16 protein-coding genes are annotated in these 13,252 nt (G+C 38.6%); 8 read left to right on the top strand and 8 right to left on the bottom strand.

The annotated features are described in order from the left end of the window. Window positions 1–166 precede the first annotated feature (166 nt). Entirely contained in the window at window positions 167–931 is a 765-nt protein-coding gene (locus tag JM79_RS03815) for an alpha/beta hydrolase (protein ID WP_141876879.1), read from the top strand. A 12-nt stretch (window positions 932–943) separates the two neighbouring features. Next, on the top strand, window positions 944–1,549 hold the full coding sequence (gene yihA / locus JM79_RS03810; protein WP_141876878.1) for a ribosome biogenesis GTP-binding protein YihA/YsxC: 606 nt from the start codon (window positions 944–946) through the stop codon (window positions 1,547–1,549). 90 nt (window positions 1,550–1,639) lie between these two features. Here the strand turns inward: yihA and JM79_RS03805 are convergent, their stop codons facing one another. The 3 genes from JM79_RS03805 to gldB are packed head-to-tail and all read right to left on the bottom strand — an operon-like array spanning window position 1,640 to window position 3,297. Then, window positions 1,640–1,999: a GTPase gene (locus tag JM79_RS03805; RefSeq protein ID WP_141876877.1), complete on the bottom strand. Its 360-nt coding sequence runs from the start codon at window positions 1,997–1,999 to the stop codon at window positions 1,640–1,642. Next, a complete protein-coding gene (gene gldC, locus JM79_RS03800; RefSeq protein WP_141876876.1) occupies window positions 2,000–2,338 on the bottom strand; it encodes a gliding motility protein GldC in 339 nt (112 codons plus the stop codon). Then, entirely contained in the window at window positions 2,338–3,297 is a 960-nt protein-coding gene (gene gldB, locus JM79_RS03795; protein ID WP_141876875.1) for a gliding motility lipoprotein GldB, read from the bottom strand. The genes gldC and gldB overlap by 1 nt, the downstream gene beginning before the upstream one ends. Before the next feature lie 106 nt (window positions 3,298–3,403). Here gldB and nadE point away from each other — a divergent pair, with 106 nt between their 5' ends. Together nadE and JM79_RS03785 are read left to right on the top strand one after the other, a co-directional pair. After that, window positions 3,404–4,195: an NAD(+) synthase gene (nadE, locus tag JM79_RS03790; protein ID WP_141876874.1), complete on the top strand. Its 792-nt coding sequence runs from the start codon at window positions 3,404–3,406 to the stop codon at window positions 4,193–4,195. A 114-nt stretch (window positions 4,196–4,309) separates the two neighbouring features. Beyond that, window positions 4,310–4,948: a response regulator transcription factor gene (locus tag JM79_RS03785; protein ID WP_141876873.1), complete on the top strand. Its 639-nt coding sequence runs from the start codon at window positions 4,310–4,312 to the stop codon at window positions 4,946–4,948. Here the strand turns inward: JM79_RS03785 and dnaG are convergent. The 4 genes from dnaG to JM79_RS03765 form a co-directional block, all read right to left on the bottom strand. Next, window positions 4,941–6,899: a DNA primase gene (dnaG, locus tag JM79_RS03780; protein ID WP_141876872.1), complete on the bottom strand. Its 1,959-nt coding sequence runs from the start codon at window positions 6,897–6,899 to the stop codon at window positions 4,941–4,943. The genes JM79_RS03785 and dnaG overlap by 8 nt on opposite strands. 114 nt (window positions 6,900–7,013) lie before the next feature. Next, the gene (locus JM79_RS03775) at window positions 7,014–8,042 is read right to left on the bottom strand and encodes a PorT family protein (RefSeq protein WP_141876871.1); all 1,029 of its coding nucleotides are present in this window, start codon (window positions 8,040–8,042) and stop codon (window positions 7,014–7,016) included. Between the two features lie 49 nt (window positions 8,043–8,091). Continuing rightward, on the bottom strand, window positions 8,092–8,862 hold the full coding sequence (locus JM79_RS03770) for a hypothetical protein (protein ID WP_141876870.1): 771 nt from the start codon (window positions 8,860–8,862) through the stop codon (window positions 8,092–8,094). Further along, window positions 8,849–9,412: an RNA polymerase sigma factor gene (locus tag JM79_RS03765; RefSeq protein WP_141876869.1), complete on the bottom strand. Its 564-nt coding sequence runs from the start codon at window positions 9,410–9,412 to the stop codon at window positions 8,849–8,851. The genes JM79_RS03770 and JM79_RS03765 overlap by 14 nt, the downstream gene beginning before the upstream one ends. 119 nt (window positions 9,413–9,531) lie before the next feature. Between JM79_RS03765 and rluF the strand changes: the two genes are divergently transcribed. The 4 genes from rluF (at window position 9,532) to JM79_RS03745 (ending at window position 12,310) form a co-directional block, all read left to right on the top strand. Continuing rightward, window positions 9,532–10,323 carry a 23S rRNA pseudouridine(2604) synthase RluF gene (rluF, locus tag JM79_RS03760; RefSeq protein WP_141876868.1) on the top strand — a complete coding sequence of 264 codons (792 nt, stop codon included), beginning with the start codon at window positions 9,532–9,534 and terminating at the stop codon, window positions 10,321–10,323. 102 nt (window positions 10,324–10,425) lie between these two features. Next, window positions 10,426–10,848, top strand: a complete 423-nt coding sequence (locus tag JM79_RS03755; RefSeq protein WP_141876867.1) for a VOC family protein — start codon at window positions 10,426–10,428, stop codon at window positions 10,846–10,848. Between the two features lie 28 nt (window positions 10,849–10,876). Beyond that, window positions 10,877–11,896 carry an AI-2E family transporter gene (locus JM79_RS03750; protein ID WP_141876866.1) on the top strand — a complete coding sequence of 340 codons (1,020 nt, stop codon included), beginning with the start codon at window positions 10,877–10,879 and terminating at the stop codon, window positions 11,894–11,896. A 15-nt stretch (window positions 11,897–11,911) separates the two neighbouring features. Next, window positions 11,912–12,310 carry a DUF1232 domain-containing protein gene (locus JM79_RS03745; protein WP_141876865.1) on the top strand — a complete coding sequence of 133 codons (399 nt, stop codon included), beginning with the start codon at window positions 11,912–11,914 and terminating at the stop codon, window positions 12,308–12,310. Window positions 12,311–12,342: 32 nt separating this feature from the next. Here the strand turns inward: JM79_RS03745 and JM79_RS03740 are convergent, their stop codons facing one another. Further along, window positions 12,343–13,248, bottom strand: a complete 906-nt coding sequence (locus JM79_RS03740; protein WP_141876864.1) for a bifunctional 5,10-methylenetetrahydrofolate dehydrogenase/5,10-methenyltetrahydrofolate cyclohydrolase — start codon at window positions 13,246–13,248, stop codon at window positions 12,343–12,345. Window positions 13,249–13,252 lie beyond the last annotated feature (4 nt).

Genomic DNA, 13,252 nt, shown 5'->3' with positions numbered 1-13,252 from the left:
TTATTCAGACTCTTGAAAATTCGTGGGAAAAAGTGGAGCATTTAGTTTAATTTTTCTCTGAAATCTTATATTCCCACTTACCAGAAATGAGTTTGCAGTTAATCAAAAATGATTATACTTGTATCGAAATCGCTATATTTGCGATTGCTAACCGCAAAGGCTATCAATGAAAGATCACTTAAGGCAGGAGGGGAAATTCACATATCTCGAAAAAGGCGAAGGCACCCCGATTGTTATTCTTCACGGACTTATGGGAGGCCTAAGTAATTTTGACGGAGTTGTAAGTCACTTTCCGGAAAATGGCTATAAGGTGTTAATCCCGGAATTACCACTTTATTCAATGTCTCTTCTCAAGACCAGTGTAGGAACGTTCGCGAAATATCTAAAAGAATTTCTGGACCATAAAGGCTACGAAAAAGTGATCCTGCTTGGTAATTCCCTTGGAGGTCATATTGCATTGCTGGCTACTAAAATGTTTCCTGAAAGTGTAGAAGCTCTGGTTATTACCGGTAGTTCCGGATTATATGAAAATGCCATGGGCGAGAGTTATCCAAGACGTGGTGATTACGAATTTATCAAGAAAAAAGCTGAAGCCGTTTTTTACGATCCTGAGGTTGCAACCAAGGAAATCGTAGATGAAGTATATGAAACAGTAAGTGATCGAAATAAACTGGTAAAGACGCTGGCTATTGCCAAGAGTGCAATTCGACACAATATGGCGAAAGATCTTCCAAAGATGCAAACGCCTACCTGCATTATCTGGGGGAAAAATGACACTGTCACCCCTCCTGAAGTTGCTGAGGATTTCCAGAGATTATTACCAGATTCAGATCTTTACTGGATCGATCAATGTGGTCACGCCGCTATGATGGAACATCCACAGGAATTCAATGAAGTGCTTCACGCATGGCTTACAGAAAGAGCTATCTAAAAATCTTTTATTATGAAGATCAAAACTGCAGAATTCGTCATAAGTAATTCCAAAGTTGATCATTGTCCAAACAGCTCCCTGCCGGAATACGCATTCATAGGCCGTAGTAATGTTGGGAAATCATCACTTATCAATATGCTTACGGGCAGAAAAGCTCTGGCAAAAACTTCAGCAAAACCGGGAAAAACTCAGTTGATCAATCATTTTTTGATCAATAAGAACTGGCATCTGGTTGATCTACCGGGTTATGGATATGCTCAGGTTTCGAAATCTACTAAAAAAGTATTTCAGAAATTCATCACTGCATATTTCGAACAACGTAAACAAATGGTTTGTGCATTTGTTCTTATTGATTCAAGACATTCCCCTCAACCTATAGATATGGAATTTATGCAGTGGATGGGAGAAAACGCGATTCCTTTTTGCATCATCTTCACAAAAGCTGATAAGCTTAAACCGAAGGTTCTTGACAAGCATATTGCTAACTATAAGGCTGAAATGCTGGAAACCTGGGAAGAGATGCCGGAATATTTCATCACTTCAGCATCTGCAGGTTTAGGACAGGATGAAGTGCTGGACTATATTGAAAGCATCAACGAACAGTTGAATAATAAATAGACGCCACGAGACATTTACAAGATTGCAGGGAATATTAGAACATCTTAAGCCAACAAACTGGTCACAATTTTTCCCGCAAAATCATAAAAATTAGGTTCTTTGTTTAATTCTCGAAATTAGCTCCTCAACCTCCATGATTTCCCGCAATTCTGAAGTTGAAACCAAAACTTCCAGACCTTTCTGGTTCTGCGCGAGAATGATAGGGAATTCAAACTTATGTCCGAATTTAGAAGCATAGCTTTTTAAAAACTCATCTCTGTGGAGAAATTCCATTTCAAGATCTCCATTGTTCCGAAAGTCTCTCCAGGCCTTCTTTTCATCAAAAGCACCGTAAGTAAGTTTGCATAAACTACAGTCGTAGGAATCGGGATTCACAATCTTTTGAAAGGCTCCAATTAGCGATTTTAGTTTACCTGAATCGGCATTATAAACAAAAATAAGTTTTTCCAATTAGCTCTTCTTGATTTCAGTTTTTTCAGCAAAATAATCACAGAAATCTTTCATCGTATCACGCATTTTATCATCCTGAGTAGCGCGAAAATATGTATCACTCATAGAAACCAACGTTTGATGAAAGAACTTTTTCATTTCATCCACAGGCATTTCCTTGGTCCATAGGTCGATTCTCAAAGTTTCCTGATCTTTACTGTCCCATACAGAAAGCATTAGTGCTTTTGCGTCTTCTTTGTAAACATTCCCATCCTCAGCACTCCAGGTGATATTCTCAGGTACATGATTATCGTCTGTTACAACTTCTATATTGATCTCAGATTTCTTAAATTCTGGCATTATTTCTTCGGTTTAAAATTGGCTTTATTGAAAATTTCTTCAGCAGATGTATTTAGCATTCTGTCCAGAGATACGTCGTTCTTTTCCATGTATGCTTTCATGATCTTAAGACCAATATATTGACCTAATCTGGCTGGACTTTCAGCATCCAGCTGAAGATAGAATTTTGAAAATGGCGCTGGAAATAGAAAACGTGTTTGCAACTGGTTATCTGTATCGTAAATAAGTTCGTTCTCTACAAAGTATCTCCAGATCTCAGATTCATTGTTTTCGGCGAAGTTAAATTCTTCTTCAGAATAGCCTATTCTTCTTGCAGGATCAAGCATTGGCAGCAGCATCTCTTTCAAATACTGGATCTTACCGTAATACACCATATGACTTAAAAACGTTCGGGAATCTGGACCTGGAACGTATTTTTTCGAAATCTCTTCCGCAGCATCTACGACGATCTGATCTTTTTTAAAGTTCTTTTTTAAATATTCCTGAAGACCGGTATAAAACTCATGATCTGTACCCAGATACGTATCGAGCGAAACGAATAAATAATCTCCCGTATAAATTATTTTGTTCTTATAATCTACTTCGGAAGTTACCGTGATCACCACAGGTACTTTAAACTCCGGGAAGTAGTATTTCATATGCTGAAAAAGTGCATGTATTTCATCCTCCTGATTCGTAAAATCTGAAAACTTATTTTCCACAGCCTGATTGATCTCTAGCTGAAGGGTATCAGATAACTTATCTATCCAAACCGAATCTGGAAACTGCTCAGGAAATAAAAATGGATATTTCTGTTTTAATTCAGGTAACTGCTGAGGTTTTGTACTGGCAAATTCCTGTTCGAATCTTATAACCTCAAGAACTACATCGATCCTGTCGATCTTCTCTTCGGTTTCTGATTGATTATTACAGGAAAAAACCGAAATAATCGTAATACAGAATAGGATCTTTTTCAGCATAACTGGCAATTAGGAAGGCTTTAACGCAGCCATCTTTTAAAAATTGGCTTTTAGTGTTAGATTTGTGAGGCAAAGGTATTACTTACTAATTAAATCACCCAACATTATGCAAACCGAAAAAGTCGCTGATCATATCATAAACTGGTTAAAAGAGTACGCTACGAAAGCAAATATGAATGGGTTTGTAGTTGGAGTGAGTGGTGGTATAGATTCCGCAGTAACCTCAACGCTTTGCGCAAAAACCGGAATGCCCACATTGTGCCTGGAAATGCCAATTCACCAGGCGAGTAGCCAGGTAACCCGCGCCAGAAAACACATTAGCGAACTGGAACATAATTTTGCGAACGTAAGTAATCTTGAAGTGAATCTAACCCCGGTATTTGAACAATTTAAATCGGTCATGCCGCAGGAAAGAAAATCTGCTTCTCTGGATCTTACATTGGCTAATTCGAGAGCGAGACTTCGTATGTCCACTCTTTATTATTTCGCTGGATTACATGGATACCTTGTTGCCGGAACTGGAAATAAAGTGGAAGATTTTGGAGTTGGATTCTACACGAAATATGGTGATGGCGGTGTTGACCTTAGTCCGATAGCAGATCTCATGAAAAGTGAAGTCTATGCTCTGGGAAAATACCTCAACATTATTGATGATATTATGACTGCAGCTCCAACCGACGGACTTTTTGGTGACAGCCGAAGTGATGAAGATCAATTAGGAGCATCTTATGATGAACTTGAATGGGCAATGACTGCAAAAGAAGCTGGGAAAACCTCTTCAGATTTTGAAGGCAGACAGCGTGAAGTTTTCCAGATCTATTCCCGTTTGAATGCTGCGAACACACATAAGATGGTGCCAATACCAGTTTGCGACATACCCGTTCATCTGCTGAAATAATCATCTTATCGAATATGTGTAGCTGATTTCCCATATCAGGGGTCAAAGCAGTATTTTTAAGTTAAAGAAACCAAACTCAACGAGTTACCCCGGACTTGTTTTTAACTTAGAATCATGTATCGAGTATTAATTGCAGACCATCATCCAATAATTTTTGAAGGGATCAAATGCGTACTTCAGAACAATCCGGCACTACAGGTTACAGGCAGAGTAAGCAGTGGCACCCAGTTGTTCAGTCAGTTAGAAAAGAACGCTCCCGATGTTTTAATCGTGGAACTGGATCTTCCGCAAATCAATGGAATCAACGCCATTAGAAGGATCAAACAGGAATTTCCCGAGGTAAAAACACTTATTTTTAGTTCACATCCAGAAGAAATGTATGCCTTGAGCGCCATTAAAGCTGGAGCAGCAGGTTATATTTCCAAACACACAGATAGTGAAACTCTGGAGAAGGCAATTTACCAGGTTGCAAGAGGCGGGATCTACTTAAATCGTAAGATCACCGAAAAATTAAATTCCGGCATCACGAGAGGTAAGAGTTTGATTACAAAATTCAAAAAGCTTTCTACCCGCGAAACTGAAGTATTAAATCTGCTTTCTTCCGGAAAAAGAAATAAGGATATTGCTGAAGCGCTTGACATTAACGAAAAGACAGTAAGCACCTATAAAACACGGTTGCTGAAAAAACTAAAAGTAGATAATGTTGCAGATCTTATCACGCAATCCAGATTATTACAATTAAATACTACATAACCCTTCCCAGGCGGTCTGAAAGAATCGTGCTCAAACTTGTATAGCTCATGATCTCCTGGATCTTTTCTGTACGTTCTTCTTCTGAAGATACTTCACGTATTTCTTCCATAAGTTCGTTGATCTTACGACCAACTAGAAATCTACGTAATGACAATATAGTCTGGGTTACGAATTGTGCAACTCCCTGAGTTTTGCTTTTTACCGGAATGTCATGTCGTTCCCAGTCATGAAGTTCATACTGTTCATCTTCCATTAGGATATCTGTAAGTTCAACAGCCTGAGATTTTTCAAGGTCATTGATGATCATCTCCACTCCAAACTCATCTTCAGAATTTAGTCTCTCTATAAGAAGTGAAAATAATTCCCTGAAGTCATTATTGGTAAATTCAATTTCGTCATCCTGAAGATCCAGATAGATTTTCTCAAATACCTTTGCTTCCTGCACTTCAGATTCATAAACCGGATCGCCCTGATCGTTATGTTTTAATATGACATCGTGAAATTCGCCTTCCTGCCTTCCGTAGAGAACAAGCAGACTTATGATTTTTCTCTCCAGAATATAAAGCTGGTCTACTTTTTTGACTGGAGCAGATTCTTCATTTCTAACAACCTGCATGGGTTTTTTCTCTGCCCTCGCCGGAGTTTTACCGTCTTTTTTCTCTAGTTGAGCTAAGGTAGCATACAGAACATCTTCAGAAATATCCATGATCCGGGAACATTCCTGTAGATAAACCTCCTTCTGGATGTTATCAGGAATTTTCGCAATACTCTGCACCATGTCCCGGATAAGATCGGCTTTCTTTACGGGATCATTTTTGGCTTCATCCATAAGCAGGGAAGCCTTATACGTAATGAAGTCATAAGAGTTTTCCTTAAGAAAATCTTCCAGTTCTGCTTCAGAATTTGATCGGGCAAAACTATCTGGATCCTCACCCTCTGGGAACGGACAAACCTTCACGTTCATGCCCTGTTCCAGAATAAGGTCAATCCCTCGCATAGAAGCCCTGGTTCCGGCAGCATCGCCATCGAACAAGACCGTTATATTTTTTGTCAACCTGTTGATCAACCTGATCTGTTCTGAAGTTAAAGCTGTTCCAGAAGAGGATACCGTATTTTCTATCCCGCTTTGATGGAATTGTATGACATCGGTATACCCTTCAACGAGGTAACAGTTATCTTCTTTTGCAATAGACTGTTTGGCGTGATAGATCCCGTAAAGAACTTTACTCTTATGGTAGATATCACTTTCCGGGGAGTTGAGGTATTTAGCTGCTTTTTTCGAATTCCCGAGGATTCTTCCACCAAACCCAAGAACCCGTCCAGACATTGATTGAATTGGAAACATAACTCTTCCTTTGAAACGGTCAAATGTCTTTTCATCCTTAACAATACTGAGACCCGTTTTTTCCAGAAATTCTAGTTTATAACCGTCACCGAGTGCATTTTTCGTGAAAGCATCCCATTCATCTGGAGAATATCCCAGATCGAATTTTTTAATAGTTTCAGAAGTAAAGCCACGTTCTTTAAAGTAGCTTAAACCTATTGCCTGACCTTCATCGGTCTTATGCATTTGCGTCTGAAAATATTTACTGGCATATTCTGAAACCAGGTACATACTTTCGCGTTCATCGGCCTGCTCCTTCTGCTCATCTGTCTGTTGCGTCTCCTCTATTTCAATTCCGTATTTTTTCGCGAGATATTTGATCGCTTCAGGGTAATTGAAGTGTTCGTGCTCCATCAAAAAAGCAACTACATTACCTCCTTTTCCACTACTAAAATCTTTCCAGATTTGCTTTACAGGAGAAACCATAAAACTTGGAGAACGTTCATCGGTAAAAGGACTAAGCCCTTTTAGATTACTACCAGACTTCTTTAATTGTACAAAATCCCCAATGACCTCCTCTACACGGGCGGTTTCAAACACATTATCTATGGTAGTTCTGGAGATCAAATTTTCACAACTATTTAATGGAAAAATACAAAATGAAAAGGCTTCAAAAAAGAAAGGGCTTTAAAAATGATTACTCAAATTTAAAGCCCCGCAAAACTAAACTATATTGGCTAATTAATCAAGGTCGAAACGAATTCCAAGAGAGACATTATTCAACTCTGGGTTTGGATCTTCAAAGATCGGATTAAGATCATATTTTGCGTAGAGCGAGGTATTTCCCCATCCTACATATGCACTCAATCCATATATAAAATCGTTTGTATTGTAATCAGATTTCAATTTTTCTTTGGTTCTGTCACCATCCTCTTTATATTTAAGTTTCTGTCTTTCACCTAAACTGAAACCGGTATATCCTCCAAGACCAACTTTGAACTTTTTATAAGTCGAAAATGTATAATCCCCGTCATTTTCAATTTTCTTTGATGGTCCAAATTCAAAATGCACCGGTATGACCAGGTTATCCATTCTAAATTTCGACTTGTTCAGGTCATATTCAAATTCCTGTAATTCTGTAATTCCATTATTGTCAACCAGGAATCTATTATCTGTAGGTTTGAGTCCGTTGAACTGAAATGAAACTCCGTATTTAAGTCTTAACCAGTTAGATTCATCGAAAACTCTCGTTCTCCATACCCAACCAATTTCGAAAAACCGACTACCGCCAATCTTAAAATCTGAATCGTTGAGCGATTGCCCATCTAGTAAGGCATTATTGAATCCTGCCGCAATCATTAATGTTGAAGTAGTTCTTTTATCCTCATAATCGGGATCCTCCTTGTCGTCCTCATCTTTCCAGGAGAAAACGAATGTTTTGTCACTCTCAACTTTAGATTCCTCGTTTCTTTCCAGAAGCGCGATTTTATTATCAAGAATAGCTAAACGATTTTCAATATTCAGCGCATGTTTTTTAGCGGCTTCTTCTTTTAGCTCATCAGCTTCCTGCATAGAAATTTCTTCGTTATCCAGCCGCTCATTGATGGCTTCTACTTCTGCCTTAAGCTCTTCCTTCTCCTGTTTGATAATGTTTTCACGCTGTTTCTTTAGAACTTCGATCTTGTTCCCGCTGGTAATCTCGACAGTTTGTGCGTCACATGGACTAAAACTGAGAATGCATAATGCGAATGTAATTAGTAGTGATTTCATGATGTTTGGTATTTAGTTATTGATTGATGAATGACCCTGAAAGGGATAATTATTTTTCTTCTGAATGATCAAGTTTATTCGACACCGCCACTGCGGCTTTCTGGTAGCCCGTTTTCACAATCTCAAAAACTTTCTCTTTAAATGATTCGTAAACCTCGGCTTCAACATCGGCCAGTAAAGCATCTGCCGAAATTTCACTCGATTTCTGCATATTTTCATTTTCTATAGTTGCAATAGCTTTGTTGAGCAATGCTTCCACTTCAGTATCGCTTACATCACCCTTGTGAGATTCAAGCCTGGAGATCTCAGCCAATACTTTATTAACCTCTTCGGAAATTTTTAATTCCTGCAAACTAGCTGGTGTTACAGTTTTTATAGGCTCTCTGTTAATCATTTCCTCTATTTCAACTGATGCGATCTGCTCTTCTTTGTTTGATGTAATTCTTATCTCTTCGGAAGCTGCCTTCTGTAAATATTCCGGTTTTGATTCCGGCTGAGTCCGGGATTCTTCAGTTTTTTCCTGTTCTGCTACTTGCACCGGATTCTCAAATTCATCGGCAGCATTTTCAGAAGGATTCTGAATTTCCGGAGTATTCACTATAGTATTTTCCACACTTCTATTCATATTCAGATAGATGATTCCGCAGAGAGCAAGCACGAAAATTGCAGCTATTGAGGAAATCCACCATTTATTATTCTTTCCCGAGCTTTCCTTTTTATCTAACTGTTCACTAAGTTTATCCCAACTTCCAGCTGATGGACTGATCTCCCGGCTATCCAGTTTTTCCCTGATATGTTCTTCAAATTTAATTGGCGCCATAACTAGATGTATTATTAGATTTAATTTTTTGCTGAAGCATCTTTCGAGCTTTAAACAGCTGGGATTTTGAGGTCCCTTCGGTTATTCCAAGCATCTTAGCAATTTCACTATGCTTGTACCCTTCTACGGCATACATTACAAATACCGCCTTATAACCTTCAGGCAAACTATCTATAAGCGATTGTATGTCTGCCACGTCCATTTCAGAATTGATATTATTTGCCACTTCATGACCAAATTCGTCATCTTCCTGAAACTGTAGTTCTTTGAACTGCCTTAAAAAGCTAATGCTTTCTCTTACCATAATTTTTCGAATCCAACCTTCAAAACTACCTTCATCCTTAAAAGTATCCAGGTGAGTAAACACTTTCATAAAACCTTTCAGCATTGTATCTTCTGCGTGATGCAGATCCTTTATATACTGCCGGCAAACACTTAACATTTTTGGAGCGTGCTTTTCATAGATCTGCTTCTGGGCATCCCTGTTACCTGCACTCGCTCTTTTAATGAGAGAGGATTCGTTTTTAAAAAGCTGTATTACTTTTACCATTTTCAAAAGGCCTTCTATTTATATAGACGAGAGAAAGTTACGAAAGGTTGCCTGAGGTTTTAAAAATTTTATTTTTTTTCAAATTCCGGCGTCCCGATTGTATCTATTATCTTTGTGACATGGCAGAAGAAGTTCGAATTAATAAGTATTTGAGTCAGTTAGGATATTGTTCCCGTAGAGAGGCAGACAAATTAATTGACCAGGGTCGCATCACGATAAATGACGTAGTTCCAGAAATGGGAACTAAAGTAAAACCGGGCGATGTGGTAAAAGTAAATGGAGAACCTGTTTCCAAAGCCGAACTAAAAGAACCTAATGTCTATATCGCTTTTAATAAACCCGTAGGAATCGTTTGTACTACAGATACAAGAGTCGAAAAAGACAATATTGTTGACTACATTAATTATCCAAAACGAATATTCCCTATCGGCCGGTTAGATAAACCTAGTGAAGGTCTTATCTTCCTTACAAATGACGGTGATATCGTGAATAAGATCTTGCGAGCACGAAACAATCACGAGAAAGAATATGTAGTTTCTGTCAACAAACCGGTTACATCAGATTTTATAAAGAAAATGTCTTCAGGCATACCTATTCTGGATACGGTAACTCGTGAATGCGAAGTGGAAAAACTTGGCAAACATACTTTTAAGATCATTCTAACACAGGGATTAAACAGACAGATTCGTAGAATGTGTGAATATTTAGACTACGAAGTGACCTCTTTAAAAAGGGTCCGCATCATGAACGTTTCCCTGGATATTCCGGTAGGTGAATGGCGTGATCTTACGAGGGAAGAGCTTGAAACTATTAACGGACTCACTGGCGAATCTACTAAAACCGAAGAGGGCTCTGTACTTGACGATAGTCAAACCGAGAAGAAAAAACGTCCCAGAATCTCCAAATCTTAACACAGAATTAGGCTGTTTCATGTATTAATATTGGTAGTTCTTCTTAATTTTAGATCATGAACCTTTTGCGTTCATGATCTTGAACCAACCAATCTTAATTTTATGAAAGTACAGCCATTTCATTTAGCGATCCCAGTATCTGATCTGGAGTCCTGTAGAAAATTTTACAAAGAAACTTTAGGTTGTGGTGAAGGCCGTAGTAGTGATCACTGGGTGGATTTCAATTTTTTTGGACACCAGCTGGTAATACATTATCAGGACCCACAGGAAACTGCCAGCTCAACTTCCAATCCTGTAGATGGGAAGGATGTTCCAGTTCCTCATTTTGGGGTAGTATTACAATGGGACGTTTTTCATGAATTTGCTGGTCTCTTAAAACGAAAAAATGTTGATTTTGTCATAGAGCCTTATATCAGGTTCGAAGGCAAACCAGGCGAACAGGCCACCATGTTTTTTAAAGATCCCTGCGGAAATGCATTGGAGTTCAAAGCATTTAAGGATATGAGTCAGTTGTTCGCAAGTTAATAACCTTTATTCATCACCAACCAACCAAATGGATAAACTGAAACCGTCACTCGTACGGCAAATTTTTGTATTACTATTGATACTGTTCCTTTCAGTATTGATCTTCAAGGAGGTCATTCCTTACCTCTCTGGGGTTCTGGGTGCGGTTACGCTTTATGTACTTATGAAAGGTTGGCAAAAGAAATTGGTCCACCGAGGATGGAAACCAGCTTTAGCAGCTACACTTTTAATGACCGGAAGTATTATTGGCATCCTGGTACCGGTAACCCTAATTGCGATTATGCTTACCAGTAAAATAGGAAAAGCCGTTGCAAATTCCGAACGGGTACTAAGTGCTCTAAAAGATCAATTATATATAGCCGAAGAATACATAGGTTATAACATTAGCGAAAGTATAGATACTTCAGCAATTACCGGATGGCTCTCGTCTAATCTTCAGAATCTTGCCGGTGGAACATTTGATGCCTTCATTGCGATTGGGATCATGTATTTCATGCTGTATTATATGCTAATGAATCAGAAATCAATGCGACATTCCCTGATCGATTATATTCCATTAGGAAAGGATAATATTCGAGTGATTGGCGATGAAAGTGATCAATTGGTTAGAAGTAACGCTTTGGGAATTCCATTGGTAGCAGTCGTTCAGGGTGTGATCGCACTGATAGGTTACTTGATATTTGGAGTTCCAGATCCTTTTTTCTGGTTCGTGATTACAGCAATAGGTTCTATGATACCCTTTATAGGAACAGCCATTGGAGTTCTGCCCGCAGTCATTCTCTTATTCGCACAGGGAAATGACTTCCAGGCAATAGCTCTGCTTATTTACGGACTTGTGGTGGTAGGCTCAACCGATAATATTATACGACTTTATGTACTTGAAAAACTGGCGAGTGTTCATCCATTGATCACGCTTTTCGGGGTGATCGTAGGAGTACCGTTATTCGGATTTATAGGATTGATATTTGGACCGTTATTGGTATCCTTGTTTTTATTAATTCTGAAGATCTACAAGAAAGAGTATGGAAATGCTCACCACCGATTATAACTAAAAGAAAAAACTATGTTTGGAAACCTAAAGAAAAAAATAGATGAGGATTACTTTAAAACTGAAGTAACAAAAATCGACGACAATGATGTAAGTATCGCCATGGATAGCCAGGATAAAGTTGATGATAAGATCAACAATTCCGGGTTGCTACAGAAATATAGCGAGCTTGCCAAGCTAATGTATGGGATGCTGAAAGATTATAGAAAAGGAGTTTATAGTAAAGTGCCCTGGTTCACCATTGCCACTGTTGCATTCTCCTTTCTTTATATTTTAAATCCACTGGATATTATACCAGATTTTATTCCAGGTCTGGGATACATTGATGACATGGCAATCTTTACTTTTGGATTGAGATTTATAGAATCTGATCTTCATAATTATCTCGACTGGAAAATTGAGAAGGAAGCATAAAAAAAAAGAGGGAATTAAATTCCCTCTTTTTTTTATCGTTCTAACAACTTAATATCTGCTCTTTTTTTATGTCTCTCCCTTGCAAGAAGTGTATTTTTAAGTAACATCGAAACCGTCATAGGCCCTACTCCACCAGGAACCGGTGTAATATATGAAGCCCTTTTGCTCACGTTTTCAAAATCTACATCTCCCTTGATGACATAACCTTTTTCTGTATTGTTGTCTGGTACTCTGGTAATTCCAACATCAATAATAACAGCATCGTCTTTGATCATTTCAGCTTTGAGAAAATCTGGAATCCCTACTGCTATAATAACGATATCTGCCTGAGAAGTTACCTGCGTAATATTCTTTGTAAACTCATGAGTTAGGGTAACCGTGGAATTCCCAGGAAAACCACTACGCCCCATTAGGATACTCATAGGTCTTCCCACAATATAACTTCTTCCTATCACCACCGTATGCTTCCCTTTAGTAGGAATGTCATAACGTTCCAGAAGTTCCAGTATTCCAAATGGAGTTGCAGGAATAAAGGTGGTCATATCCAGTGCCATTTTTCCGAAGTTCGTAGGATGAAATCCATCCACGTCTTTATCTGGATCAACTGCATTTAATACCTTTTGTGTGTCAATTTGTGGTGGCAATGGAAGCTGAACGATGAATCCGTCAATATCATCATTCTCGTTAAGTTCCTGAATTTTATCCAGTAGCTCGATCTCGCTTACAGTATGCGGCATTCTGTAAAGTGAAGATTGAAACCCAACTCTTTCACAGGCCTTTACTTTACTGTTCACATAAGTTAAACTTGCTCCATCCTTTCCTACGATGATCGCAGCAAGATGAGGTACTTTCTCTCCACGAGATTTTAGCTTGGTAACTTCAGCAGCGATTTCATTTTTGATATCGCTACTAACCTGTTTACCATCGAGTATTGTCATTGTG

The sequence above is a fragment of the Gramella sp. Hel_I_59 genome (assembly GCF_006714895.1).
Lineage (GTDB): Bacteria > Bacteroidota > Bacteroidia > Flavobacteriales > Flavobacteriaceae > Christiangramia.
The sequence above is the reverse complement of the archived record's forward strand: the minus strand, read 5'-3'. Positions and strand labels throughout refer to the sequence as shown.